The sequence below is a fragment of the Carnobacterium sp. TMP28 genome (genome assembly GCF_047553015.1).
Lineage (GTDB): Bacteria > Bacillota > Bacilli > Lactobacillales > Carnobacteriaceae > Carnobacterium_A.
In genome coordinates, this window is sequence record NZ_CP180212.1 from 112,501 (window position 1) to 137,441 (window position 24,941).

The 24,941-nt window shown below is 35.6% G+C and carries 24 protein-coding genes, 8 tRNA genes, 2 rRNA genes and 1 other RNA gene (1 of these 35 running past the window's edge); 29 read left to right on the top strand and 6 right to left on the bottom strand.

Going from position 1 to position 24,941, the window contains the following annotated elements:
- The 13 genes from ACMHYH_RS00510 to ACMHYH_RS00570 all read left to right on the top strand — a co-directional run.
- Positions 1-2,471: ribosomal RNA gene (locus tag ACMHYH_RS00510) — 23S ribosomal RNA — on the top strand (it extends 450 nt beyond the left edge of the window).
- An 89-nt stretch (positions 2,472-2,560) separates the two neighbouring features.
- Positions 2,561-2,676: ribosomal RNA gene (rrf, locus tag ACMHYH_RS00515) — 5S ribosomal RNA — on the top strand.
- Between the two features lie 24 nt (positions 2,677-2,700).
- Positions 2,701-2,776: transfer RNA gene (locus ACMHYH_RS00520), tRNA-Val, on the top strand.
- Position 2,777: 1 nt separating this feature from the next.
- Positions 2,778-2,850: transfer RNA gene (locus ACMHYH_RS00525), tRNA-Lys, on the top strand.
- Between the two features lie 38 nt (positions 2,851-2,888).
- A tRNA-Leu gene (locus tag ACMHYH_RS00530) sits at positions 2,889-2,973 on the top strand.
- A 9-nt stretch (positions 2,974-2,982) separates the two neighbouring features.
- Positions 2,983-3,058 (top strand) — tRNA-Thr (locus ACMHYH_RS00535).
- Positions 3,059-3,061: 3 nt separating this feature from the next.
- A tRNA-Gly gene (locus ACMHYH_RS00540) sits at positions 3,062-3,133 on the top strand.
- Between the two features lie 47 nt (positions 3,134-3,180).
- Positions 3,181-3,269: transfer RNA gene (locus tag ACMHYH_RS00545), tRNA-Leu, on the top strand.
- Positions 3,270-3,275: 6 nt separating this feature from the next.
- Positions 3,276-3,349, top strand: a tRNA-Arg gene (locus tag ACMHYH_RS00550).
- A 25-nt stretch (positions 3,350-3,374) separates the two neighbouring features.
- Positions 3,375-3,448, top strand: a tRNA-Pro gene (locus ACMHYH_RS00555).
- Positions 3,449-3,801: 353 nt separating this feature from the next.
- A complete protein-coding gene (locus ACMHYH_RS00560) occupies positions 3,802-4,272 on the top strand; it encodes a CtsR family transcriptional regulator (protein WP_414839476.1) in 471 nt (156 codons plus the stop codon).
- A 17-nt stretch (positions 4,273-4,289) separates the two neighbouring features.
- A complete protein-coding gene (locus tag ACMHYH_RS00565; RefSeq protein WP_414839477.1) occupies positions 4,290-6,788 on the top strand; it encodes an ATP-dependent Clp protease ATP-binding subunit in 2,499 nt (832 codons plus the stop codon).
- Between the two features lie 143 nt (positions 6,789-6,931).
- Positions 6,932-7,315, top strand: coding sequence for a hypothetical protein (locus tag ACMHYH_RS00570; RefSeq protein WP_414839478.1), 384 nt, complete (start codon positions 6,932-6,934; stop codon positions 7,313-7,315).
- Between the two features lie 115 nt (positions 7,316-7,430).
- On the opposite strand, the gene ACMHYH_RS00575 is transcribed toward ACMHYH_RS00570, so the two are convergent.
- Complete coding sequence (locus tag ACMHYH_RS00575; RefSeq protein WP_414839479.1) at positions 7,431-8,291, bottom strand: helix-turn-helix domain-containing protein; 861 nt, start codon at positions 8,289-8,291, stop codon at positions 7,431-7,433.
- Positions 8,292-8,419: 128 nt separating this feature from the next.
- On the opposite strand from ACMHYH_RS00575, the gene tadA reads away from it, so the two are divergent.
- The gene (tadA, locus tag ACMHYH_RS00580; RefSeq protein ID WP_414839480.1) at positions 8,420-8,923 is read left to right on the top strand and encodes a tRNA adenosine(34) deaminase TadA; all 504 of its coding nucleotides are present in this window, start codon (positions 8,420-8,422) and stop codon (positions 8,921-8,923) included.
- A gap of 30 nt (positions 8,924-8,953) precedes the next feature.
- On the opposite strand, the gene proC is transcribed toward tadA, so the two are convergent.
- Positions 8,954-9,766: a pyrroline-5-carboxylate reductase gene (proC, locus tag ACMHYH_RS00585; protein WP_414839481.1), complete on the bottom strand. Its 813-nt coding sequence runs from the start codon at positions 9,764-9,766 to the stop codon at positions 8,954-8,956.
- Between the two features lie 295 nt (positions 9,767-10,061).
- Here proC and ACMHYH_RS00590 point away from each other — a divergent pair, with 295 nt between their 5' ends.
- Both ACMHYH_RS00590 and guaC read left to right on the top strand, forming a co-directional pair.
- A complete protein-coding gene (locus ACMHYH_RS00590; protein ID WP_414839482.1) occupies positions 10,062-10,946 on the top strand; it encodes a cation diffusion facilitator family transporter in 885 nt (294 codons plus the stop codon).
- Positions 10,947-11,306: 360 nt separating this feature from the next.
- Positions 11,307-12,281, top strand: coding sequence for a GMP reductase (guaC, locus tag ACMHYH_RS00595; protein ID WP_414839483.1), 975 nt, complete (start codon positions 11,307-11,309; stop codon positions 12,279-12,281).
- Positions 12,282-12,319: 38 nt separating this feature from the next.
- Here the strand turns inward: guaC and ACMHYH_RS00600 are convergent, their stop codons facing one another.
- From ACMHYH_RS00600 to ACMHYH_RS00615, 4 genes are read right to left on the bottom strand one after another with little or no spacing between them, the layout of a single operon-like run.
- Positions 12,320-13,591, bottom strand: a complete 1,272-nt coding sequence (locus ACMHYH_RS00600) for a hypothetical protein (RefSeq protein ID WP_414839484.1) — start codon at positions 13,589-13,591, stop codon at positions 12,320-12,322.
- Positions 13,592-13,610: 19 nt separating this feature from the next.
- Positions 13,611-14,444, bottom strand: a complete 834-nt coding sequence (locus ACMHYH_RS00605) for a hypothetical protein (protein ID WP_414839485.1) — start codon at positions 14,442-14,444, stop codon at positions 13,611-13,613.
- Positions 14,441-15,130: an ABC transporter ATP-binding protein gene (locus tag ACMHYH_RS00610; protein WP_414839486.1), complete on the bottom strand. Its 690-nt coding sequence runs from the start codon at positions 15,128-15,130 to the stop codon at positions 14,441-14,443. The genes ACMHYH_RS00605 and ACMHYH_RS00610 overlap by 4 nt, the downstream gene beginning before the upstream one ends.
- A complete protein-coding gene (locus ACMHYH_RS00615; RefSeq protein WP_414839487.1) occupies positions 15,123-15,515 on the bottom strand; it encodes a GntR family transcriptional regulator in 393 nt (130 codons plus the stop codon). Before ACMHYH_RS00615 ends, ACMHYH_RS00610 begins: the two co-directional genes overlap by 8 nt.
- A 297-nt stretch (positions 15,516-15,812) precedes the next feature.
- On the opposite strand from ACMHYH_RS00615, the gene ffs reads away from it, so the two are divergent.
- The 13 genes from ffs (at position 15,813) to rsmI (ending at position 24,790) form a co-directional block, all read left to right on the top strand.
- An RNA gene (gene ffs / locus ACMHYH_RS00620) (signal recognition particle sRNA small type) lies at positions 15,813-15,901 on the top strand.
- A gap of 182 nt (positions 15,902-16,083) precedes the next feature.
- Positions 16,084-17,961, top strand: a complete 1,878-nt coding sequence (dnaX, locus tag ACMHYH_RS00625; RefSeq protein ID WP_414839488.1) for a DNA polymerase III subunit gamma/tau — start codon at positions 16,084-16,086, stop codon at positions 17,959-17,961.
- A 32-nt stretch (positions 17,962-17,993) separates the two neighbouring features.
- Positions 17,994-18,305: a YbaB/EbfC family nucleoid-associated protein gene (locus tag ACMHYH_RS00630; protein ID WP_414839489.1), complete on the top strand. Its 312-nt coding sequence runs from the start codon at positions 17,994-17,996 to the stop codon at positions 18,303-18,305.
- A gap of 129 nt (positions 18,306-18,434) precedes the next feature.
- A complete protein-coding gene (gene recR, locus ACMHYH_RS00635) occupies positions 18,435-19,031 on the top strand; it encodes a recombination mediator RecR (protein WP_268761843.1) in 597 nt (198 codons plus the stop codon).
- Positions 19,032-19,065: 34 nt separating this feature from the next.
- Entirely contained in the window at positions 19,066-19,293 is a 228-nt protein-coding gene (locus tag ACMHYH_RS00640) for a YaaL family protein (RefSeq protein WP_414839490.1), read from the top strand.
- A 204-nt stretch (positions 19,294-19,497) separates the two neighbouring features.
- Entirely contained in the window at positions 19,498-20,136 is a 639-nt protein-coding gene (gene tmk, locus ACMHYH_RS00645) for a dTMP kinase (protein WP_414839491.1), read from the top strand.
- 22 nt (positions 20,137-20,158) lie between these two features.
- Positions 20,159-20,488, top strand: a complete 330-nt coding sequence (locus ACMHYH_RS00650) for a cyclic-di-AMP receptor (protein ID WP_414839492.1) — start codon at positions 20,159-20,161, stop codon at positions 20,486-20,488.
- 12 nt (positions 20,489-20,500) lie between these two features.
- Entirely contained in the window at positions 20,501-21,490 is a 990-nt protein-coding gene (gene holB, locus ACMHYH_RS00655; protein ID WP_414839493.1) for a DNA polymerase III subunit delta', read from the top strand.
- A 41-nt stretch (positions 21,491-21,531) separates the two neighbouring features.
- Positions 21,532-21,876 (top strand): DNA replication initiation control protein YabA, encoded by a 345-nt coding sequence (locus ACMHYH_RS00660; RefSeq protein WP_085558815.1) that lies wholly within the window; start codon positions 21,532-21,534, stop codon positions 21,874-21,876.
- 289 nt (positions 21,877-22,165) lie between these two features.
- The gene (locus tag ACMHYH_RS00665) at positions 22,166-22,372 is read left to right on the top strand and encodes a hypothetical protein (RefSeq protein WP_414839494.1); all 207 of its coding nucleotides are present in this window, start codon (positions 22,166-22,168) and stop codon (positions 22,370-22,372) included.
- 463 nt (positions 22,373-22,835) lie between these two features.
- The gene (locus tag ACMHYH_RS00670) at positions 22,836-23,591 is read left to right on the top strand and encodes a tRNA1(Val) (adenine(37)-N6)-methyltransferase (RefSeq protein ID WP_414839495.1); all 756 of its coding nucleotides are present in this window, start codon (positions 22,836-22,838) and stop codon (positions 23,589-23,591) included.
- Positions 23,575-23,934, top strand: coding sequence for a GIY-YIG nuclease family protein (locus ACMHYH_RS00675; protein WP_414839496.1), 360 nt, complete (start codon positions 23,575-23,577; stop codon positions 23,932-23,934). Before ACMHYH_RS00670 ends, ACMHYH_RS00675 begins: the two co-directional genes overlap by 17 nt.
- Complete coding sequence (rsmI, locus tag ACMHYH_RS00680; RefSeq protein WP_414839497.1) at positions 23,912-24,790, top strand: 16S rRNA (cytidine(1402)-2'-O)-methyltransferase; 879 nt, start codon at positions 23,912-23,914, stop codon at positions 24,788-24,790. Before ACMHYH_RS00675 ends, rsmI begins: the two co-directional genes overlap by 23 nt.
- Positions 24,791-24,941: the final 151 nt, after the last annotated feature.

Genomic DNA, 24,941 nt, shown 5'->3' on the forward strand with positions numbered 1-24,941 from the left:
CGGGAGGACCATCTCCCAAGGCTAAATACTCCCTAGTGACCGATAGTGAACCAGTACCGTGAGGGAAAGGTGAAAAGAACCCCGGAAGGGGAGTGAAACAGCACCTGAAACCGTGTGCTTACAAGTAGTTAGAGCCCGTTAATGGGTGATAGCGTGCCTTTTGTAGAATGAACCGGCGAGTTACGATCCCATGCGAGGTTAAGTTGATGAGACGGAGCCGTAGCGAAAGCGAGTCTGAATAGGGCGAATGAGTATGTGGTCGTAGACCCGAAACCAAGTGATCTACCCATGTCCAGGTTGAAGGTGCGGTAATACGCACTGGAGGACCGAACCCACGTATGTTGAAAAATGCGGGGATGAGGTGTGGGTAGCGGAGAAATTCCAATCGAACTTGGAGATAGCTGGTTCTCTCCGAAATAGCTTTAGGGCTAGCCTCGGAATTAGAATCATGGAGGTAGAGCAACTGTTTGGACTAGGGGCCCTTCTCGGGTTACCGAATTCAGATAAACTCCGAATGCCATTGATTTATATCCGGGAGTCAGACTACGAGTGATAAGATCCGTAGTCGAGAGGGAAACAGCCCAGACCACCAGCTAAGGTCCCAAAGTTTATGTTAAGTGGAAAAGGATGTGGGGTTGCTTAGACAACTAGGATGTTGGCTCAGAAGCAGCCATCATTTAAAGAGTGCGTAATAGCTCACTAGTCGAGTGACCCTGCGCCGAAAATTTACCGGGGCTAAACATAACACCGAAGCTGTGGATAGAACTTAGGTTCTATGGTAGGAGAGCGTTCTAAGGGCGTCGAAGCTAGACCGTGAGGACTGGTGGAGCGCTTAGAAGTGAGAATGCCGGTATGAGTAGCGAAAGACGGGTGAGAATCCCGTCCACCGAATGACTAAGGTTTCCTGGGGAAGGCTCGTCCTCCCAGGGTTAGTCGGGACCTAAGTCGAGGCCGATAGGCGTAGACGATGGACAACAGGTTGAGATTCCTGTACCAGTTTGTTTTGTTTGAACAATGGAGGGACACAGTAGGCTAAGGAATACGCACTGTTGGATATGTGCGTCCAAGCAACAAGTCTTGAGGTGAGTCAAATGCTTGCCTCTATTAAGGACAAGTTGTGATGGGGAGAGAAATTAAGTATCGAAGTTCCCGATGTCACACTGTCAAGAAAAGCTTCTAGTTAGAAACAATCTGCCCGTACCGCAAACCGACACAGGTAGTCGAGGAGAGAATCCTAAGGTGTGCGAGCGAACTCTCGTTAAGGAACTCGGCAAAATGACCCCGTAACTTCGGGAGAAGGGGTGCTGACCAATTGGTCAGCCGCAGTGAATAGGCCCAAGCAACTGTTTATCAAAAACACAGGTCTCTGCTAAATCGAAAGATGACGTATAGGGGCTGACGCCTGCCCGGTGCTGGAAGGTTAAGAGGATGGGTTAGCTCTCGAGCGAAGCTCAGAATTGAAGCCCCAGTAAACGGCGGCCGTAACTATAACGGTCCTAAGGTAGCGAAATTCCTTGTCGGGTAAGTTCCGACCCGCACGAAAGGCGTAATGATTTGGGCACTGTCTCAACGAGAGACTCGGTGAAATTATAGTACCTGTGAAGATGCAGGTTACCCGCGACAGGACGGAAAGACCCCATGGAGCTTTACTGCAGTTTGATATTGAGTGTTTGTACAGCTTGTACAGGATAGGTAGGAGCCTATGAAGCCAGGACGCTAGTCTTGGTGGAGGCAATGGTGGGATACTACCCTTGCTGTATGACCACTCTAACCCTCAGCCATGATCTGGCTGGGAGACAGTGTCTGACGGGCAGTTTGACTGGGGCGGTCGCCTCCTAAAGTGTAACGGAGGCGCCCAAAGGTTCCCTCAGAATGGTTGGAAATCATTCGTAGAGTGTAAAGGCAGAAGGGAGCTTGACTGCGAGACCTACAAGTCGAGCAGGGACGAAAGTCGGGCTTAGTGATCCGGTGGTTCCGTATGGAAGGGCCATCGCTCAACGGATAAAAGCTACCCTGGGGATAACAGGCTTATCTCCCCCAAGAGTCCACATCGACGGGGAGGTTTGGCACCTCGATGTCGGCTCATCGCATCCTGGGGCTGTAGTCGGTCCCAAGGGTTGGGCTGTTCGCCCATTAAAGCGGTACGCGAGCTGGGTTCAGAACGTCGTGAGACAGTTCGGTCCCTATCCGTCGCGGGCGCAGGAAATTTGAGAGGAGCTGTCCTTAGTACGAGAGGACCGGGATGGACACACCGCTGGTGTACCAGTTGTTCTGCCAAGAGCATCGCTGGGTAGCTATGTGTGGACGGGATAAACGCTGAAAGCATCTAAGCGTGAAGCCCCCCTCAAGATGAGATTTCCCATCACGTAAGTGAGTAAGACCCCTGAGAGATGATCAGGTAGATAGGTTGGAAGTGGAAGTACAGCGATGTATGGAGCGGACCAATACTAATCGGTCGAGGACTTAACCATTTTTAAACGATGAAGAAACGGTTTTATTGTCTTATAGTTAAACACTATCCAGTTTTGAGAGAACAACGTTCTCTTATAACTAAAAGATGTGTGGTGGCGATGGCAAGAAGGTCACACCTGTTCCCATGCCGAACACAGTAGTTAAGCTTCTTAGCGCCGATGGTAGTGAAGGGTTTCCCTTTGTGAGAGTAGGACGCTGCCGCGCATCTAATAGTTATTTTTTTCATATGGAGGTTTAGCTCAGCTGGGAGAGCATCTGCCTTACAAGCAGAGGGTCGGCGGTTCGATCCCGTCAACCTCCACCATGAGTCATTAGCTCAGTTGGTAGAGCATCTGACTTTTAATCAGAGGGTCGCAGGTTCGAATCCTGCATGACTCATAACTATTCATTAAAACGACTAGTTATGCCATATTTTAGCGGGTGTGGCGGAATTGGCAGACGCACTAGATTTAGGATCTAGCGTCGAAAGACGTGGGGGTTCAAGTCCCTTCACCCGCACCATATTTTCAAGCCGGCTTAGCTCAGTTGGTAGAGCATCTGATTTGTAATCAGAGGGTCGAGGGTTCAACTCCTTTAGCCGGCACCATTAGCGGAAGTAGTTCAGTGGTAGAACGCCACCTTGCCAAGGTGGAGGTCGCGGGTTCGAACCCCGTCTTCCGCTTACTAGGTCATCTAGTAAGTGATTTATAATCACAACTTGTTCATAATGCCGGGGTGGCGGAACAGGTAGACGCACAGGACTTAAAATCCTGCGGTGAGTGATCATCGTGCCGGTTCGATTCCGGCCCTCGGCACCATATATTGCACCCATAGCTCAATTGGATAGAGTACCTGACTACGAATCAGGCGGTTAGAGGTTCGACTCCTCTTGGGTGCATTTTTTAAATTTTATAAGATAATTACGGGAAGTAGCTCAGCTTGGTAGAGCACTTGGTTTGGGACCAAGGGGTCGCAGGTTCGAATCCTGTCTTCCCGATAATATGAAAACCACTTATTTTGAGTGGTTTTTTTGTATTATCTAAAAGAATTAAAATGAAATTGAAATAAAAATTAAGGACTATTTAACTAGTATAATTAAACCAGTCCGTTTTTAACTCAATATAAGAAGAGTTGCTTTTCAAATCCACTATTTTCTCGTATAATTAAAGTCAGTATTAGTCAAAAATTAGCAAGTGCCTTAAGAGTTTATTTTTAATGGAAATAAATAATAAAGTCTTGTGTTGAGACGAAAAGAAAAGGAGTGTTACTGAAAGAACACCGTTGCAATGTATGGTGAAAGTGGGTAATATACATACCATACAGCCTCATTGTTTTAGTAACAAGTCACACATGAATAATCAGAATATGTCGGATATCATTGAAGCTTATTTGAAAAAAGTACTTGGGACAGATGAGCAAGTCGAAATTAGACGTAGTGAAATGGCAGACCGATTTAGTTGTGTCCCTTCTCAAATCAATTATGTAATTAACACACGTTTTACTGTTCAACAAGGTTATTTGGTTGAAAGCAAACGTGGTGGTGGCGGATATATACGTATAATTAAAGTTAAGTTACTCGATGAAGCAGAGATGCTAGACATGATGATTGATGTAATCGGTAATGAAATATCACAAAGAAATGCTTATTCAATTGTAGAAACTCTTTATGAAGATAGTATGATTGCCAGAAGAGAAGCAAATCTGATGCTTTCGGCAATGGAAAAGTCAGTTTTATCTCTAGAAGATTGTAAGAAAGAAAATGAATTACGGGCAAGAATGTTAACAGCTTTTTTAACTAACTTGAGGTACGAGCAATTGTAAGGAATGGAGGTAATATTATGGATGAATTATTCTCAGAAAAAGCAAAAGACGTTTTAATGTTAGCTCAAGAAGAAGCTAAGGAGTTTCGTCATCGTTCAATAGGTACGGAACATATTCTGTTAGCTCTTGTAGTTGAACAAGAAGGAATAGCAGGTAAAACACTTCGTGAATTTTCAATAACCGAAAAAGAAATACGGGAAGAAGCAGCACATTTTACAGGTTATGGAACTATGAAATACGAGTCGAAAAATACTATTCTTCCTTATTCACCCCGAGCTAAACAAGCGATTACCTTAGCAACAGATGAAGCTAGACGTATGGGTTCTGCCTTGGTAGGAACAGAGCATTTGTTACTTGGTTTACTACGTGAAGAAGACATTTTATCTTCTAAAATTTTAACAAATCTAGATATTAATTTAAATAAAATTCGTCAAATACTGCTAAAAAAAATAGGTGTTACAGATGCAAATAACAGTAAAGCTAAACGTTCTAAGTCTGTTATTAAACAAACGGTAGGTACGCCGACACTTGATGCGCTAGCAAGAGATTTAACAGCAAGTGCTAGAGCTAAAAAAATCGATCCAATTATTGGACGACAAACAGAAATTAAAAGAGTCATCCAGGTTTTAAGTCGACGTACTAAAAATAATCCAGTTTTGATAGGTGAAGCAGGAGTAGGTAAAACTGCTATAGCAGAAGGATTGGCACAGAAAATTGCTGCTAGGGAAGTTCCGCATACATTAATCGGTAAACGGTTGATGATGCTTGATATGGGATCATTAGTTGCAGGGACAAAATATCGTGGCGAATTTGAAGAACGAATGAAAAAAATTATTGATGAAATTTATCAAGATGGAAATGTGATACTATTTATCGATGAGCTACACACACTAATTGGTGCAGGTGGAGCTGAAGGTGCAATAGACGCTTCTAATATCTTGAAACCCGCATTAGCTCGTGGAGAATTACAAACTATAGGCGCTACTACACTAGATGAATATCAGAAATATATTGAAAAAGATGCAGCTTTAGAAAGACGTTTCTCACCTATTCGTGTCGAACAACCTTCTCTTGAAGAGACGGAGGATATTTTATTAGGTTTACGTTCGCGTTATGAAGACCACCATGGTGTTGAAATTACTGATGGAGCTGTTCATGCAGCTGTTCAATTATCTTCTCGTTATATAACGTCTAGACAACTTCCTGATAAAGCAATTGATTTAATCGATGAATCAGCTTCAAAAGTAAGATTAGACTCTTCTAGTAAACCATCGCCAATGGTAGCTGCACTTAAGCAGTTAGAGACATTGATTGAGGAGAAAGAAGTAGCTATTCAATTACAAGATTTTGAAAAAGCAGCTAAATTGCGAATAAGTGAAATGCAACAGCGAACAGAAATTGAAGGCATTTTAGAAAAAATTAAACATCCCGGTCCAAATTCAGTAAATCTAAAAGTGGAAGAAAAAGATATTGCAGAAGTTGTCTCTTTGTGGACAGGCATACCAGTGAAGCAAATGGATCAAAAAGAATCAGGTCGTCTATTAAAATTAGAAAACATCTTGCATAAACGCTTAATAGGACAAGAAGAAGCAGTTAGTGCTGTAGCTAGGGCTATTAGAAGATCTAGAAGTGGATTGAAAGATCCTAATAGACCAATTGGTTCATTTATGTTTTTAGGCCCAACAGGGGTAGGGAAAACAGAATTAGCAAAAACCTTAGCTGACGCTATGTTTGGTAGCGAAGAAGCATTGATTAGGGTTGATATGTCTGAATTTATGGAGAAGTACAGTACTAGTCGTTTGATTGGGTCTCCGCCAGGTTATGTTGGTTATGATGAAGGTGGACAATTAACTGAAAAAGTAAGACAAAAACCTTACTCAGTTATTTTACTTGATGAAGTTGAAAAAGCACATCCAGATGTTTTCAATATTTTATTACAAGTATTAGATGATGGTCACTTAACCGATTCAAAAGGGCGTAAAGTAGATTTTAAGAATACCGTTATGATTATGACTTCAAATCTTGGAGCAACATCCTTGAGAGATGAAAAATTAGTTGGGTTCAGTACAAAAGATAAAAAGAAAGACCATAATATGATGGAAAAACGGATTAAAGAAGAACTGAAAACAACCTTCAGGCCAGAGTTTATCAATCGACTGGATGAAATTATTGTCTTCCATGCGCTTGAAAAGGCTGAGCTTAATAAAATTGTTAAGTTATTAGCACAATCAGTTATTAAACGTTTAGAAGAAATGGATATTCATGTTAAAATAACCCAAGCAGCTATAGATGTTATATCTAAAGCAGGATTTGATCCAGAGTATGGTGCTCGACCTTTACGTCGTGCGATTCAAAAAGAGATTGAAGATCGCTTGAGTGAGGACTTATTGAGTGGGCTAATCAAAGTTGGAGACCAGGTTACTCTTGGGGCTTCAAAAGGAAAAATCAAAGTTACTGTAAAAGATAAAATAAAAAAGACTGAAGTATCGTCTGTTTCTGATGCAGTAAAATCTTAAAAATAATTTCCGAATAAAAGCATACAATAAAAACCACCTAGTATCATTCCCAGATACTAGGTGGTTTTATTCATATTATTCGTATTTTTCCTTTTTTTCTGCTATGCTTACAACATAGATAGAGTAAGGGAGATGTATAGTTTATGAAAAGAAGTACACGTAATTTACTAGTCGGTTTAGGCGCTGCATTAGCGATAGGAGCCGTTATCTTATCCTCATCTGATAAAAATATGGCTAGAGTAGAAGCATATATTAATCGTCAAAAAGCGAAAAGTTTTGTCAAAGACAAATTAAAGGGTAATGAAAAAGCTTTAGATGTTGTTGAAAAGTTATCTGATGAAGAAGTTATAAATTTATTAAAAGTTGTTGATAAAGTTAGTGATTTAAAAGGGCAAGTCGGAAGTTATACAGATCATCTTAAAGAGGCAACGAATGAGTTTAAAGAGATGTTTATGGATAAAAAAGAACAAGCAACAGAAAAAGCAGAAGATTTTGTAGATGAAGTGAAAGATAAGGTAAAAAGATAGAAAATACAAGATTTAAATAAGCTCCTACTTATTAATGTATAAGTGAGAGCTTATTTAATTTTATGCTTTGTTTGATAGAAATAAGTAGTAAAATGGTACAATAGAGTGCTATTTATTAAAAAATTAGTAGATAGCAAAGCAATAAATCATCCATATTGCGCAAAGATAATCCACTTACATCATAAAATCGTTCTATTCGATATTGTAAGGTATTTCGATGAACATACAGTGATTTAGCCGCTAAGCTAATATTTCCTTGACTATGCCACATAGCTAGAATGAGTTCTTTTAACTCAGGTTGAGTTGTGTATTTCTTTTTAAGAATAGGCATAAGGACACTTTTATCTAAGGACTCAGACGTATAATGATGCAAAGCAACGATAGGCAAATAAAGTAAGGATTTCCCTTTATTTTTTTGTTTTTCAAAAATAAATTGTTCTTCTTCAAAAATAGATTTTAATTCTTTATTTATTGGCCAAAATTGACCAATATAGCAAATAGTTTTAATTGAGAAATCATCATCAAGTGTTTGAATGATAGCTGAAAGTTCATCGGAAGGTAAATTTTCGTCAGACTTTTTTTGAATCAATAATCCAGAAGTTTCGCTGATAAAAAAAGCTTCTTCACTGTCATTAAACATACTCTTGAATGCATTAAGCCAAGTTTTTTTTTCGAAATAAGAGTCTTTTTTTAAAATAATAAATTGGATAATACGAAATTCACTATCTAAAGTTGGAGGGGAAAACTCAACTCCATTTATTAAGTAATTTTGCCATTTTGAAACAACTGAAGAAAGATTGGTTTTTTTTGAAACAAATAAAAAATTCAATAATTTAATTTCAGATGATGTTTTAGTCAATTTTTCAAAATGAATCCATTTATTTTTGAAAGGAAAAGAAAGAAAGTTAGTATTTTCTAAAGGCAAGTCAGTTAACTGAGCATCTGAATAAATCGATTTAATTTCATTGAACTCCAAAGTAACACCTCTTTTCAAATAAATAGGAATGTATATTTTTATAATAACTTTTTTGTTTGATATTTCTGCTCAAATTTAGTGTTGATTTATGATAGGATAACAGTAATAAATTAAGAAGGACTGAACTTATGTTAACAATAGAAGAAAAAGAATATTTTATGAGTGAAGCGATTAAAGAAGCTAAAAAAGCTAGAAATAAATTAGAAGTACCAATTGGAGCTGTTATCGTTCTCAATGGCCTTATTATAGGCCGTGGTCATAATGGTCGAGAAGAAACTCTTGATGCAACAGCGCACGCTGAAATGATGGCTATTAAAGAAGCAAACAAAACGCTTAGAAACTGGCGTTTAGAAGACACGCAATTATTTGTCACATTAGAACCTTGTCCAATGTGTAGTGGTGCAATGATTTTATCACGTGTTAAAGAATTATACTATGGAGCAGCAGATCCTAAAGGTGGAACAGCAGGGACACTAATGAACTTGTTAACAGACAGCCGCTTTAATCATCAAGTTACGATAGAAAAAGGAATTCTTGAGTCTGAGTGCAGTGAGTTATTAACCCTCTTTTTTAAAGAACTACGCAAACGCAAAAAAACTGAAAAAGCTGAACGAAAAAAGTTAGCTGAATGATAATAAGCTAGACAGACACTAAAAATAAATTTAGTCGTTCGATAATTCTCGATCCTTCGCAATAGTAGCATCAACACCTTTGATAACAGTTGAAATAAATCGTTCATCTTCTAAAGCAACAATTCCTGCAACAGTTGTACCACCAGGTGAGGAGACTTGATCAATTAAATTCCAGGGAGATTGGTCGCTTTCTAATACTAGCTTCGCACTACCTAAGACAGCTTGCGCTGCAATTTTTGTGGCGAGTTCTTTTGGCATACCGTTTTTTACTGCTCCACGAGCCAACGAATCAATAAAGAGAAAAGTATAGGCGGGTGAACTACCTGCGATAGCAATAAATGTACTGAAATCTTTTTCTTCTAACTCAATGGCTTCACCAATAGATTTGAACATGCCTACTATGTACTGAATTTGTTCAGGAGACGAAAAAGCATTCCCGCAAATGGCGGTCATTCCTTCTCCGATAACAGAATTTAAGTTAGGCATGACTCGAATAATGGGGTTAGTAGCGTCTATTCCAATCAAATGTGATAATTTTTTAAGAGAAGTCCCAGCAGCAATTGAAACGACCAAAGGCTGATATTTTTCAATTGCTGAGCTTAAACCAGGTAGTATTTCTGTTAGTACGTTTGGCTTAACGGCTAAAATAACAATATCTACACTAGCAATCAATTCTTCATTTGTAGAGCAGAGAGTTGTTTTTGTTTCAGCAGCAAAATTGAGTGATTTTTCTTTTGTTTTACTAGAGATATAAATATCTTCGCTATCCATATATTTTTTTTCAATCATACCTTTAATAATAGCATTAGCCATATTTCCTATACCAATAAATCCAACTTTCATGAGAAACACTCCATTCTTTAGAACATAGTAAACTGCTATTATTTTAACATAAAAAAGGATAGTTGTTTAGCTTGTCTGGTCTTAACAGCTGTTGAAAGTCAAACTTATCTTGTATCAAAACGGTTGTAGTGATAGAATATAATTCATGTTTTGAATAGTATTTCTACATAATGAAAGCAAACTAAATGGTTATTTTCTTTCCAATAGAGTATAAAATAGAAGACTGTTTGGAAGTTGTATTTAAGGATAAAATCTAAATACACTTATTAAATAAGTTAAAGAGGGGTAATTTGACATGCAAGATCGTTATGAAGAATTAAAAAGAGCTGAAAAAGGAGCAATAGTAAGTATTGTAGCTTATATTTTCCTCTCTTTAATTAAAATATCTGTTGGAGTTACTTATCAATCTGCTGCATTAAGGGCGGATGGATTAAATAATTTAACCGATGTTTTCTCTTCTTTAGCTGTTTTAGTAGGCTTGAAATTAGCTCGAAGACCTGCAGATGATGATCATCCTTACGGCCATTGGAAAGCAGAAACAATAGCTAGTCTAATCACTTCTTTTGTTATGCTATTTGTAGGGATTCAAGTCTTTTATTCTAGTTTTAACCGAATAATTGGTGGGGAAACTATCCCACCAGAAAAAATAACAGGATTGATAGGATTCGTGGGTGCTATCATTATGACGGGTGTTTATTTTTATAATTTAAAACTTGCTAAGAAGATTAATAGTGAAGGATTAAAGGCTGTTGCTAAAGATAATTTAAGTGATGCTCTAACCAGTCTAGGAACAACAATTGCTATTATTGGATCCATGTTAGGGTATGTCTGGATGGATGGTGCAATGGCAATTATTGTGTCCCTTATCATTATTAAGACAGGGATAGAGATTTTCAGTGACAGTGCGTTCTCTTTATCTGATGGATTCAATACGACAGATTTAAGCAATTACAAAGAGAGTATTCTAAGTTTGCCAAATGTCCTTTCAGTTAAAGACATTAAGGCACGTAAGTATGGTGCTAATGTCTATGTAGATGTAACCATTTTAGTCGATGCAACATTAACAGTACGTGAAGGTCATCAAATAACGGAAAATGTAGAACGGATATTAAGAGATTGTTATGGGATAATTGATATTGATGTTCATGTTGAGCCAGATCAATTGGATAAAATTATCTAAGCAGTACTACTGTTATCATGGAAAGAAGATAAGAATAATTTAGGTAGCTTTTTTAGAGAGGTTAAACAGTTAATTGAAAAGTTCTATTATTTTTTGTTACTAAACTAAGAATAATGGAACTTTTTTTAATTAATAAAAGTATTAGTCAACCACCTTTTTCTCTTTGTTTTAGTTATAAAAAAAGAGAGAATGAATGATTAAAATGGAATAGGCTTTGACAAATAAAAAAAAATACGGTAAATTGGTTAATGGACGAACTATTTTAAAATATAAAGTTTATAATGTTCGTTTATAGAGCATGGAAAATAAGAATAGTTCAAGTGAATAGACAATAAAGAAGAGAAAGAGGTTTTCAAGCGAATGAAAGTTTTTGATTATGAAGACATCCAATTGATTCCCAATAAAAGTATTGTTAAAAGTAGAACAGAATGTGATACAAGTGTGACATTAGGCAACCGTACATTTAAATTGCCTGTTGTTGCAGCGAATATGCAGACTGTAATTGATGAAGGGTTAGCTATCTGGTTTGCTGAAAATGATTATTTTTATGTGATGCATCGTTTTGAAGAAGAAAAACGTCGTCCATTTATAATCAATATGCATGATAAAGGACTATTCGCATCTATTAGTGTTGGAGTAAAAGAAACAGAATATGATTTTATTAAAGAACTAGCTGAACAAGAAATTATACCTGAATACATTACAATTGATATTGCACATGGTCACTCTGATTTAGTCATTCATATGATTCATCATATTAAAGAATACTTGCCAAACACTTTTTTAATTGCTGGAAATGTAGGAACACCAGAAGCTGTACGTGAATTAGAAAATGCTGGAGCAGATGCTACAAAAGTAGGGATTGGTCCAGGAAAAGTTTGTATTACTAAGTTAAAAACAGGATTTGGAACAGGCGGATGGCAGTTAGCTGCATTACGTTGGTGTTCAACAGCTGCTCGTAAACCGATAATTGCTGATGGCGGGATACGACACAATGGTGACATTGCTAAATCTATTCGTTTTGGGGCAACAATGGTAATGATTGGTTCTGTTTTTTCAGGGCATGATCAGTCTCCAGGTGAGGCACTTGAAATTGATGGGAAAATGTACAAAGAGTATTATGGCAGTGCTTCTGAATTTCAAAAAGGTGAGCATAAAAATGTCGAAGGTAAGAAAATTATGGTTTCACCAAAAGGAGATATTTCAACTACTTTATTAGAAATGCAACAAGACTTACAATCTTCAATCTCTTATGCAGGTGGTAAAGATCTTGAAGCACTTCGTAAAGTAAATTATGTCGTTGTAAAAAACTCTATTTTTAATGGAGATCGTTAAGGCAATAGACTAAAAAAAGAAGCCAATGGCTTCTTTTTTTAGTCTATTAAACCATTATCAATGGTTAAATTATTTTTCGTGGTTAATAGGTTATCAGCAGTTGGCTCAATAGACCCTTCATAGATAAGCTCTCCATCCGTTAAGTGATAGATAGAAAGTTTCTTTTTTAAAGGCGATTCTGTCGTTGCAGACACCAGATAAAGTTTATTATTTTTTATACTTTTCCACTCTATTGAATCTTCCGAAACAGGTAAGTCTATAAGTAGTCTAGATGATTCGTCTGGTTTATTTAAAGATGTGGTAGAAAGAGTTAATGTCTTATCAATAAAGAAATAAGAATAAAGAGTTTTTTTATCGGAAATGACAGCTGAGTTTAGTGTGCTAAATTCTTTAAGCAAAGGGATTTTTTTAGATTCATTTGTACTAATTTTATAGTGAGCTAATTCATAATCAATTGTCTCGGAGCTAGAGTCTAAAGAAGTTAGCTCATCGATTTCATCGATAGATTGATTATAAGTTAAATAGAAAACTAAATCATCAGCTGTCTGGTCCAGTTGAGTTTCTGATAGTAACTCTACTCGAGTTAATTCATTAAAGGATGAATTTTCTTCAAAAGAAATCAAATGATCGGTAGCTACTTTTTGATTGCTAAGATCTAACTGATAAACATGGTATTCTGGTAAGTTTTCTCGGTAGTCTTGCTCATTTGTTTGCGAGGGATCGTTTCTTGTAACAACACTAAGACCACTATTTATAATTTGTATTTTTTGAATACCAACATATTGGTACTCCCCTTTTTCAGGTAGAATAATTTTATAGGACAATTCTTCATCTGTTTTTTTATTTAACAAACGAATATCAAAAAATCTTTTTCCAGCACGTTTATCAAGATATTCTTGATCAAGATTAACATAGACGATAAAAGAATCGTCTTCGAAAAAGTTTTGAAATTGTAAATTTTTTCCACGGATAAATGTCTTGTGTTCTTTTTGAAGACGATTAAGTGGGGAAAAATCATCTAAATAAGAGAGTTGGCTGAAAAAAGATTGCTTTTTATCATACCTAACTTGGTTATGACTTAAAGAGAATGTTTTTTCAGAATACATAGCGTCAGAATCTGATTGTAATTTAGTATCGGGAGAATAATACCCTCTTAATGTTAGATTTTTTATTTCTGTAGAATCTCCTTTTATCGTTTCCATAGTAAAATCAGGGTATTCATCATATGAAAAAAGGGGTTTAAGGTAAAAAATACCAATAGTTAAGATAATCATGAGGATAAATGTAGATAGTTTCCAATAGCGTTTCACTGTTGTCGGCCTCCTTTAATTAGACTGTAATTTTTTTATTCAATAAATAATAACTTACCCAAATAGAAAAAATAGAAATCACTATTCCTAAGAATAATTCAATGGCAAAATTTTCAATAGGATAAAGGTAATGAGGGCTTAGCTTAGTTTGGATAATAAAAGGTGAAAGCATTAAAATAAACGTTCCTGCGCCGAATAGACCACCAAATACGATTCCTTTCAGATGGAAACTTCTTTCAAATAAGATAATCGTAAATAAAACAATTAATACAAGTAAGCCTAATCCGTAATGAATTAAAAATTGGATAAATGAATCAGGAAATAAAATTGATAGATACTCTGAAGAAGAAACAATCGTTTGAGTGGACAGGTTGTATCTTAAATAGTCAGGTAGCAACTGATTGAACAGAGCAGATTCAAGTGGAATCAAGATTAACTGAGTGGCTACTAAGCCTAACACCATTAATAAGATAGCGGTTAATTTAGAAAAAAATAAATTAATTCGATTCGTTGGCAACATCAGAAGACGATAAATGAAAGCATTTTTTCCAAACCAATCACGATACCAAATAAAAAAGCTATAGAAAACTAAAGCAGCAGCACTAAAAACAATAGGAATAATAAACCAGCCACTGGTGGTTACCGTAATGAATGTCAGCGGAGGATAGTTAACAAAATAATCATTTAAAGAAAAAGACTCTTGTTGTAGGGTTTGATTAACAGTAGTTGTGTAGTTACGGGATTGTAAAAAGACCCCTGTAAATTGTGAAATAGCAGTTACAACAATCAAGGCTATATAAATGTTTATAAATCGACTCAATTCAAAAGAAACAAGTTTCAAATAGTTTTTCATTTTACATAAACCTCCCGCATAACATCCAGAATTGATTTTTCTTCTTGTTCACGCATATCTTCAGCATTAAAGTCTTTTACTACGATGCCATCATCTATCAAGATAACTTTATCAATCAAATGCTCGATATCACTGATTTCGTGAGTTGTAATGAGCACACCGCGATCTTCAATTAAGTGACTAGTAAAGACACTGGTGATTTGTTCGCGACTAAAAATATCAATTCCTGAAAAAGGTTCATCCATCAACAGATAATCAACATCTAAAGCTAAGCCGAGCATTAAATTAATTTTAGCTATATTGCCTTTTGAAAGAGTAGCAATTTTTTGTGTTTCAGTTAATTGAAAAAAATTAAGCAACTCATTTGCTCGTTCTTGATTCCAAGTGGTATAAAAATCTTTCATAAAGTGCATAGCTTGCTTAATTGTCATTTGTGAAAGCATAGCCATTGTATCTGGGATAAATGCAATCGTTTGATAACTTTCTTTAGTAAACTTCTTGCCATCTATCAAAATTTCACCGCTAGTTAAAGGCGTTAAATTCATGATTGCGTTTAAAGCAGTCGTTTTACCTGCACCATTTATTCCAATCAAACAAGTAATTTCTCCCTTTTCAGCAGTGAAAGATAATCCTTTTAAAATCTTCTTATTCCCAAATTTTTTAGTTATATTTTTAACTTCAATCATGTGAATCCTCCTTATCTTTTGATGCTTGAGTGTATTTTTCTGTAACTAAATCAACAAGCTCATCTAGTGGTACATGAATAGGCTTAATTGCTGCAATAAAATGATCTGTAGCTTCATCGATTAATTCTTTGCGAATATTTTTTAACACATGACTGTCTTCAGTAATTCTACTGGGCAAATTGCCTTCAGTATAAATTAATCCACTATTTTCCATTTCCTTGTAGGCCTTCTGAGCAGTATTAGGGTTAATTTTTAATTGGTTTGCGAGATCTCGTCTTGAAGGAATTTCTTGACCAGGCTTTAAGTGAGCAATAGCCATTTCTTGTTTAAAGTATTGGATAACTTGTAAGTAAATGGGATCTCGCTTGTTAAATTGAATATTCATAGCTACCTCCTATAAGTTTTGTGTATTAACAGGTTAGTACACTAGTGGTAAAAAAAGTTAGTGAATGAGACTTCTTTTCTGTATTATATGGTTAGTACACAAGAGATGTCAATAGTTTTTTCATTAGTTAAAGGTATTCCTCTCAATACATAGGTTTTTTAGCTTTAGTTTTTAAAATAGATACAATTAGTAAAGTAAGCATGCTAGTTTAAAAGTAAAAAATAAATTCTAGATTTAAGAGGATTAAAAAGGACTAGCTTTTAGTTAAACTTTGCGTTATAATAAGAGATGCCGCAAGGCCGTATGGCAATGGAGAACTTACGAATCGTGTCAGATCCGGAAGGAAGCAGCACTAAGTTTGCTTGTCCATGTGCTGTACGTACATAGTAGGATGAAAAAGTTTTTGATTTTTTAAAATCAAAAACTTTTTTTGTTGCCTGAAAGAACGCTAGAGTCATTTTTAAAGTTAAAAATGACTCAGTGATGAAGAAGATCGTGGTTTAATTTTAGAGTCAAATAACGTATAATACAAAGTAGCAACTACAGGGTTAAGAAGGGGAGAAAAGCAGTGAGTTATCAAGCACTTTATCGCGTATGGCGACCTCAAAAGTTCCAAGATATTGCTGGACAAAAAGCTATTACACAAACACTTAGAAATGCTCTTATACAAGAAAAGACAAGTCATGCTTATCTCTTTACCGGCCCTCGTGGAACTGGTAAAACAAGTGGGGCTAAGATATTCGCTAAGGCCATTAACTGTCATTATTTAAAAGATGGAGAACCATGTAATGAGTGTGAAACATGTAGAGCGATTACAAAAGGTCAGTTAAATGATGTGATCGAAATTGATGCTGCTAGTAATAACGGAGTCGAAGAAATTCGTGACATTCGTGATAAAGCTAAATATGCACCAACTAGTGCAGATTACAAAATTTATATTATTGATGAAGTTCATATGCTCTCAACAGGGGCTTTTAACGCTTTATTGAAAACATTGGAAGAACCTCCAAAGAATGTTGTCTTTATCCTGGCAACCACAGAGCCACATAAAATCCCTTTAACAATCATATCTAGGACGCAGCGATTTGATTTCAAACGAATCAATGTGCGTGATATTTCTGATCGACTGCGCTATATTTTAACTCAAGAAAAGATTGAGTTTGAAGAAGCTGCCTTACCGATTATTGCTCGAGCAGCAGAAGGCGGAATGCGAGATGCTTTGAGTATGTTAGATCAAGCTATTTCTTTTGGTGATGATACGGTCACAATCGAAGATGTGATGAGTGTTACTGGAAGCTTAACTCAAGAATTAATGTTGACATACTTTGAGGCCGTTGTGACACACGATACGAAAAAAGGATTATTCTTACTTCAAGAAATTTTAGCTGACGGAAAAGATGCAGCCCGTTTTGTAGAAGATTTAATTTTATTTAGTCGTGATTTACTAGTTTATCAACAGGCTCCCCAAATGAGCGAATTATTAGATGGAGCAAAAGTCGATGCTGCATTTAAAAAACTTAGTGAGACGATTACGGCAGATTCTCTTTACCAGATGATTATTATTTTAAATGGAACACAAACGGAACTACGTTTTACGAATCATCCTGATGTGTATTTAGAAGTAGCAACTGTTAGATTAACTCAATTAAATGCAAGTATTCATCAAGGTACGACAATGAGTTCAAATGAACAATCAGTAAATCAAAGAGAGATGTCTGAGTCTTTAGACAATAAAAAAATAATAGAGTTAGAAAATGAACTAGTAAAAATGAAAAAGCAGATGGAATCTATTTTAGTGAATGGACAGTCAAAAGTAACGACAAAAAAAGTGAAATCTGTTTCTAAAAAAGCAGCTACGAATCAATTTAAACCCAATACATCAGCTATTTATAGTATATTAAAAGAAGCAACGAGAGAAAATTTAGCTCAGTTGAAAAATGTTTGGCCTGATTTGTTAAATATGCTTTCTGTTACTCAGCGTGCAATGTTAAAAGCTTCGACACCTGTTGCAGCAGGTCCTAGTGGATTAATCGTTTCATTCGACTATGATATCTTGTGTCAAAAGGCAACAAATGATAGTGAGTTGATGGAAGCAGTCAAACAGTTTTTAGAAAGACTGTTAGGCAATGCACCACAAATGATTTTTGTACCAGGAGAACAGTGGCCCATCATTAGAGAACAATACGTCAAACAACTCAAAAATCATCCGTCAGAAGATAAAGTAAGAGAGAATACATTAATTGAACAAGTTTCAAAGGTTGAACAATCAAAAGTACAAGAAGAAAAGTCAGTTGAACCAGTTAAAAAACAACTAGAAACAACAGCAGATACTTCTGAATGGGATAGTTTAGAAGACTTCGTTCCACCTTCGCAAGAAGATGATAAGATTGTCACGGAAGCTATGGCCTTGTTTGGAGAAAATATGGTAGAAATTAAAAATGATTGATTAAATAAGAAAACGAGAGAGGAAGAGACAAAATGCGTGGAATGGGAAATATGCAAGGTATGATGAAGCAAATGCAAAAAATGCAAAAGGAAATGGCAAAAACACAAGAAGCTTTGAACGAAAAAGAATTTATAGGAACAGCCAGTGGGGATTTAGTTAGAGTAACAGTAACTGGAGATCGTAAAATGAAAAGCATCTCAATCAAACCAGAAGTAGTGGATCCAGAAGATATCGAGATACTAGAAGATTTAATTGTTTTAGCCACAAATGCTGCATTAGCCAACGTAGAAGCTGAGACAGAAGCAACAATGGGTAAATACACTAAAAATATCCCAGGTATGTAAAATACAATAAGGGATAAATGGATTGAAACGTGTAACGGTATAGTAGTAATGGGATTCCAAGATGGATCCCGTTTTTTTACCTTTTTATATACTGTTTTTTTATTTTTTAAAGAGAGGAATGGAATTTATTTGTACCCTGAACCTATAACTAAATTAATGGATAGCTACATGAAACTCCCAGGAATAGGCGCTAAAACAGCAGCTCGTTTGGCTTTTTTTACTATTAACATGAAAGAAGACGATGTGACAGATTTCGCAAAAGCTCTCATTAGTGCTAAGCGCGATTTAAACTATTGTTCAATTTGCGGTCATATTACACAAGATGATCCTTGTTCTATCTGTCAAGATAAATCACGAGATAGAAGCATTATTTTAGTAGTAGAAGATCCTAAAGATGTTATCTCTTTAGAGAAAATGCGAGAATATCATGGCTTATACCATATTTTACATGGTGTGCTTTCACCAATCGAAGGTACTGGACCAGAAGATATTAATATTCCAAGCCTAATCAGACGATTACAGTCCGAAGAAGTAAAAGAAGTAATCATTGCAACAAATGCAACAGCTGAAGGCGAAGCAACAGCGATGTATCTGTCACGGTTGATACGACCTGCTGGAATAAAAGTAACTCGCTTAGCTCATGGTCTTTCGGTCGGTAGCGATATTGAATATGCAGATGAAATTACTTTGCTTAAAGCTGTTGAAGGGCGTCGTGAAATAGAATAAAAGAAGTCGATATGAGAATAAAGGGAGAATACTTGTGTTATTTAAAAAGAAAGTAACGTTACGTAGTAGGTATGATAAAGAGTTATTTAATTTAATGAAACAAACAAAGCAGGACTTAGAATATGCCCAAAAAATTGAAGATTCTGTATTTGAAAGAGACGGTTTATTATTTGCCCAAACCAAACTAGCTAAAATTAAATATTTTTATTTATTTAAAGAAGCACGAAAACGAAAGATAAAAGGAGACACAACCAGGATCTGAATTATCTATTAATAAATAAACAAAAAAGACCCCATTTATTTTATTCAGATAACTTATTCTGAACAAAAATAAGTGGGGTTTAAATTAAGTGAAATATGATGAATGAGTTCAAAAAGTCCGTACAAATGGTATTAGACTGTTTCTATTATATGAAGTATAATAATAACTAAGGATTAAAAGTAAGAATTAAAGGGGTTTTGTGCATTGACGGGAATATTTATTACAATCGAAGGCCCAGATGGCTCAGGTAAAACAAGCGTTATAAAACATTTGTTGCCTAAGCTAGAAAAAGAATTAGCGCAAAAAATAGTAGCCACCAGAGAGCCAGGAGGTAGCGAAATTGCCGAAAAAATTCGGGAATTAATATTAAATCCCGAACATGTTGAAATGGACGTAAGAACAGAAGCTCTCCTTTATGCTGCAGCTAGAAGGCAGCATTTAGTTGAAAAAATTATTCCTGCTTTAAATAAAGGAGAAATAGTGATTTGTGATCGATTTGTTGATAGTTCTTTAGCTTACCAAGGTGTTGCTAGAGGAATTGGTTTGGAGCCAATTGCTGCGATCAATCAATTTGCAACAGGAGGTCTTTCACCACATCTCACCCTTTATCTAGACTTAGAAGCTCATGTAGGATTAGAACGCATCAATAAAAATAAAGATAGTCGTCAGTTTGATCGCTTAGATCAAGAAAATTTAGCCTTTCATCAAACGGTTCGCTCTGCCTATCTAGACTTAGTGAAGCAAAATCCAACTCGAATGATTGCTGTAAATGCGAATCAAGAGTTAGAAAAAGTACTATCAGATTGCTACACTATCTTAGTAGAGTACTTCAGACAACTATAAAAAACGAAAGAGGTTGATTAATATGAAATTAATTATAGCTATCATTCAAGATAAAGACAGTAATCGTTTATCCAATGAATTTGTTGATTCTGGAATACCAGCAACAAAATCTTCTACTACTGGTGGCTTTTTGAGAGCAGGAAATACAACATTTATTATCGGAATTGCCGATGAGCGTGTAGATGAAGTATTAGATATTATTCGTGAAACATGTCAGTCGAGAGAGCAATTTATGACACCTCCTGTTAGTTTAGATGTTTCAATGGAAACCAATATGCCTTATCCGATAGAAGTTCAAGTCGGTGGTGCTACTGTATTTGTAATGCCTGTTGAACGTTTTGAACAATTTTAATTATAGGTCGTGATGAGAATCGAAGATAACTTAAGAAGTATTCAACCGATTGTTTTTAATCAACTACAAAAAACGATTAAAAAAAAGCAATTAACTCATGCTTATCTTTTTGAAGGGGATTCTGGAACAGGTAAAAAAAATATGGCCTTGTGGGTAGCAGCGTCACTTTTTTGCCAGAATCTAGTGGATAGTTTGCCTTGTCAAGAATGCACATCCTGTGTTCGAGTACTAAAACAAGTTCACCCAGATGTGATAGAAATTGCTCCAGACGGCTTGTCCATTAAGGTAGAACAGGTTAGACAATTGAAAGCAGAGTTTTCAAAAAGTGGAGTGGAAGGTCAGCAAAAAGTATTTATCATTGAAGATGCTGAAAAAATGACTCCTGGCGCTGCAAATAGTTTATTGAAATTTTTAGAAGAACCGAATGGAAAAGCAATAGCTTTCTTATTAACAACAGCTAAACAGCGACTTTTACCGACTATCCTCTCTCGTTGTCAACTGATTCATTTTCGTAATTTATCTAAACAACGGTTGTTAGACGAATTAGAGAAAAAGCAATTAGACAGTTCTCAGTCTGCTTTACTTGTCCATTTGACTAATAGTTTGGAAACGGCTGTTTTGATGAGTCAAGATGAATGGTTTCATGAAGCTTCAAAAATTGGATTTAAATGGTTTGTTCAGATGATAACTAAAAAAGATGGTAGTTTTATTTTTATTCAAACAGATATTATGCCTCATTTTAAAGAAAGAAATCAGCATTTACTTGCGATTGATTTAGTATTATTAGCCTATCGTGATGTGCTAAAAGTGCATTATGAAACAATAGATATCTTAGCTTATCCACAATATAGAGAGCAGATGGAAAAAATAGCAAAACAAATGAGTGGTAAAAAACTATCGTGTTCAATTGAATCTATTTTACAAAGCCGAAAGAAACTAGAGAACAACGTAAATGCACAGGGAGTTTTTGAGCAATTAACCTTAATAGTGACAAAAGATTAAAAAAAGCGGGACAAAGTTCAGTAAAGAGTGGGTGAAAAGGAATGGATAAAAAAACTTTATACGATAGCTTTACGAAACTAGAAAAAGATACAGATGCTACTTTACACCAAATTTCTGATTTAAGAAGTGAAGTAGAAGCACTTGTTGAAGAAAACGCCACTCTACAGATCGAAAATCAGCATCTAAGAGATCGATTAAGTGATCTTGAAAAATTGCAACGTTCAAGTGAAGAAATCGTAGAGCCAGAGATGAGTAAGTCGCGTTTGAATTTAGAAAAGTTGTATGAAGATGGTTTTCATGTCTGTAATGTCTTTTATGGTTCGCGTCGGATGAACGATGAACCGTGTGCTTTTTGTCTAGATGTCATTTATGGAGAACGAAGATAAAAAATAACTATACTGGTTAAATAAATGGATAATAAATAAAAATAGCGAGTTAAAAAGATAATTTCGATTCAATTAATCGGAACTGTCTTTTTATTATCTGAATAAACGACTAAATAAGGACAGTTGAGTTACTCTTTTAATACCTAAATCTCCACTAAAGTTAGTAGTCAGCTTAGAAGTTAGTTCATCTTTAAACGAATTGATTAAAGTGTATGATTAGAAATCTTTTGCTTTGAGTGTTATATTGCAAGTAGTGAAGAGAGTCGATACAAGAAAGGTGGAGTTTAATATGCATCAATTAAACAAGATGACGAGTTTGGAATTGCAAGAGTTTTTGACACGACAAAAAGATTCCACAAATTTTAGTTTTACAATGATTCATCCGGATGAAACTAAAGAGGAAATCACGCTCAAAAATAATCTTAAATCAGATAAATTTCTTAAAGCTCATTCAGAATCAACATTTGAATTAAATGAAGCGAGCGAACTAATATAAGCGATAAATTTTAGTCATAAAGTAGTTAACTAAAAGATGGTAAAAAGGAACGTATTCTTTTTGCCATCTTTTATTTGCGAAAGGAAAGCTAAACTAGAGAGTTGCTAATAGAGAGTAAAGCTATAACTTTTAAGCGGATAGACTTACTGACAAGAGTAAATCCGCCTTTAAATCAAGAGATAGATGAGCTTTTTCAAACTTGGAATTAGAGTAGTGGGTTTGGTTAATCAAGGTAGTTATGCCTTACTTAAAATTAAGGGCTATTCGATTTATAATGGATAGTCTATTTTATTTGAAAGCGATCGTAAACGTTCATCATTGTAGAGAGTTAAATAAACTAAAGGTAAGATTGTACGAATACTCTAACAATTAATCGATAGATAAAAACAACTCATTGGCCCTGCTAGTGGTTTGTTTTATGCTATAATGAAAAGCGGTTAACATCAATAAAGGAGTGTTAAGTATGGAAAAATGGATACAAGGAGACGAACGAATAGATCAACTTATTGGTCACGAACTGAAAATTATTCAAAGTCCATCTGTTTTTTCGTTTTCTCTAGATGCTATATTATTAGGAGATTTTGCACAAGTTCCCAAGCACAATAGGGCGAAAATTATTGACTTGTGTGCAGGGAATGGTGTTATTGGTTTATTATTAAGTAAAAAAACAACTAGTTCTATTATGGGTATCGAACTTCAACCAAGGTTAGTGAATATGGCAGAACGCAGTATTCAAATGAACCATTTACAGGACCAGTTGTCTATTGTTGAAGGCAATATAAATGAGGCCTTAGAATGGATAAAAAAAGATTCAGTAGATATTGTTACGTGTAATCCTCCTTATTTTGCTAACGAAGGGACGAGTATCAAAAATCCTAATTCCCATTTAGCTATTGCTAGACACGAATTGCATACGAATTTAGACGAACTAATGAACGTGACAAGTGGCTTGTTAAAAATGAATGGGAAAGCTTATTTTGTACATCGGCCAGATCGTCTGTTAGAAATTCTCGATGCTATGAAAAAACATCGGTTAGCTCCTAAAAAGATAAGATTTGTTTATCCTAAAGAGAATAAAGAGGCAAATACAGTATTAATAGAAGCCATTAAAGATGGAAAAGACAATGGATTTCGTGTTTTGCCACCACTGATTGTTTACAGTCTAGACAATGAGTATCTACCTGAAGTGAAAGAGATGTTATATGGAAAAAATAGTTAGCTATTTTTATGTGTTGTATTGTAAAGATACTAGTTTTTATGGCGGATATACAGTAAATCTAGCTAGAAGAGAAAAAGAACACAATACCGGATTAGGGGCTAAGTACACTAAGCCTGAGATGCGTCGGCCGGTTAAAATGATTTATGCTCAGGCGTTTGATACGCGCAGTCAGGCAACTAAAGCAGAGTATGCGTTTAAAAAAAAATCACGTAAGAAGAAAGAAGAGTTTTTGAAAATACAAGGAGTTAAATTTCCGATAAACGTAAGTGAGACTTGTGTATTAGTGAACCGCTTAAAAGATGTAGAGGAGGCAGAATTAAATGAAAAGTCAAAAGAGTTTTGAAAAAGGTGACAAAGGCATACTGTATCTTATTCCCACACCTATTGGAAATTTAGAAGACATGACAATACGCGGTATTAGGTTACTTAAAGAAGTTGACTTAATCGCTTCAGAAGACACACGCAACACACAAAAATTGTTAAATCATTTTGAAATCAAAACACCTCAAATTAGTTTTCACGAACACAATACAAAAGAACGAATAAATCAATTGATAGAAAAGTTACTAGCTGGTGAGGCGATTGCTCAAGTTAGTGATGCAGGAATGCCGTCTATCAGTGATCCTGGACATGAATTAGTGGTTGCCTGTATTGATGCCGATATACCCGTAGTCCCATTACCAGGAGCAAGTGCTGGTTTAACAGCTTTGATAGCATCAGGAATTGCACCACAACGATTTTACTTTTATGGATTTTTGAAACGAAAGAAGAAGGAACAACTAGATGAATTAAAGGAATTGAATTGTAGACCGGAAACACTTATTTTATATGAATCTCCGCACAGATTAAAAGAAGTATTGAAAAATATGGTAACGGTCTTTGGTCCGGATAGAAAATTAGTTTGTTGCCGCGAATTAACTAAGCGATACGAAGAATTTATTCGTGGAACAACTCAAGAAATGGTAGAATGGGCCGAAAATTCGGAAATTAGAGGAGAATTTTGTTTAATTATCGAAGGAAATAGTGGAGCCTCGTTGATGGCAAAGCCAGATACATCGTGGGAAAATTTATCAGTAATCGAACACGTGAATCTTTTAATGGAAGAAAAAGAGATTTCAAGTAAGGAAGCTATTAAATTAGTTGCTAAAGTAAGAGAAAGTAAAAAACAAGAAATTTATGCTATCTTCCATAGTATTTAATAAAAAAAGCATTAGGATTTTTGTCTAGATGCTGTTTTGAAAATACAACTTAAAAAAAGAGTTGCTCAAAGACAAGATACTTTGTATACTAGTATTAATGTCATAAAATAATGAATGACCGAGATCATTCGTTTTAGGAGGAAAATAAAAT

Bases quoted from the DNA above. Each gene is read 5' to 3' on its own strand.
- ACMHYH_RS00660 (WP_085558815.1), top strand. From the start codon at position 21,532: ATGGATAAAAAAACTTTATACGATAGCTTTACGAAACTAGAAAAAGAT.
- ACMHYH_RS00560 (WP_414839476.1), top strand. From the start codon at position 3,802: ATGAATAATCAGAATATGTCGGATATCATTGAAGCTTATTTGAAAAAA.
- guaC (WP_414839483.1), top strand. From the start codon at position 11,307: ATGAAAGTTTTTGATTATGAAGACATCCAATTGATTCCCAATAAAAGT.
- ACMHYH_RS00590 (WP_414839482.1), top strand. From the start codon at position 10,062: ATGCAAGATCGTTATGAAGAATTAAAAAGAGCTGAAAAAGGAGCAATA.
- ACMHYH_RS00565 (WP_414839477.1), top strand. From the start codon at position 4,290: ATGGATGAATTATTCTCAGAAAAAGCAAAAGACGTTTTAATGTTAGCT.
- ACMHYH_RS00665 (WP_414839494.1), top strand. From the start codon at position 22,166: ATGCATCAATTAAACAAGATGACGAGTTTGGAATTGCAAGAGTTTTTG.
- ACMHYH_RS00570 (WP_414839478.1), top strand. From the start codon at position 6,932: ATGAAAAGAAGTACACGTAATTTACTAGTCGGTTTAGGCGCTGCATTA.
- tadA (WP_414839480.1), top strand. From the start codon at position 8,420: ATGTTAACAATAGAAGAAAAAGAATATTTTATGAGTGAAGCGATTAAA.
- holB (WP_414839493.1), top strand. From the start codon at position 20,501: ATGAGAATCGAAGATAACTTAAGAAGTATTCAACCGATTGTTTTTAAT.
- ACMHYH_RS00650 (WP_414839492.1), top strand. From the start codon at position 20,159: ATGAAATTAATTATAGCTATCATTCAAGATAAAGACAGTAATCGTTTA.
- ACMHYH_RS00670 (WP_414839495.1), top strand. From the start codon at position 22,836: ATGGAAAAATGGATACAAGGAGACGAACGAATAGATCAACTTATTGGT.
- ACMHYH_RS00675 (WP_414839496.1), top strand. From the start codon at position 23,575: ATGGAAAAAATAGTTAGCTATTTTTATGTGTTGTATTGTAAAGATACT.
- ACMHYH_RS00605 (WP_414839485.1), bottom strand. From the start codon at position 14,444: ATGAAAAACTATTTGAAACTTGTTTCTTTTGAATTGAGTCGATTTATA.
- rsmI (WP_414839497.1), top strand. From the start codon at position 23,912: ATGAAAAGTCAAAAGAGTTTTGAAAAAGGTGACAAAGGCATACTGTAT.
- ACMHYH_RS00630 (WP_414839489.1), top strand. From the start codon at position 17,994: ATGCGTGGAATGGGAAATATGCAAGGTATGATGAAGCAAATGCAAAAA.
- ACMHYH_RS00615 (WP_414839487.1), bottom strand. From the start codon at position 15,515: ATGAATATTCAATTTAACAAGCGAGATCCCATTTACTTACAAGTTATC.
- ACMHYH_RS00610 (WP_414839486.1), bottom strand. From the start codon at position 15,130: ATGATTGAAGTTAAAAATATAACTAAAAAATTTGGGAATAAGAAGATT.
- proC (WP_414839481.1), bottom strand. From the start codon at position 9,766: ATGAAAGTTGGATTTATTGGTATAGGAAATATGGCTAATGCTATTATT.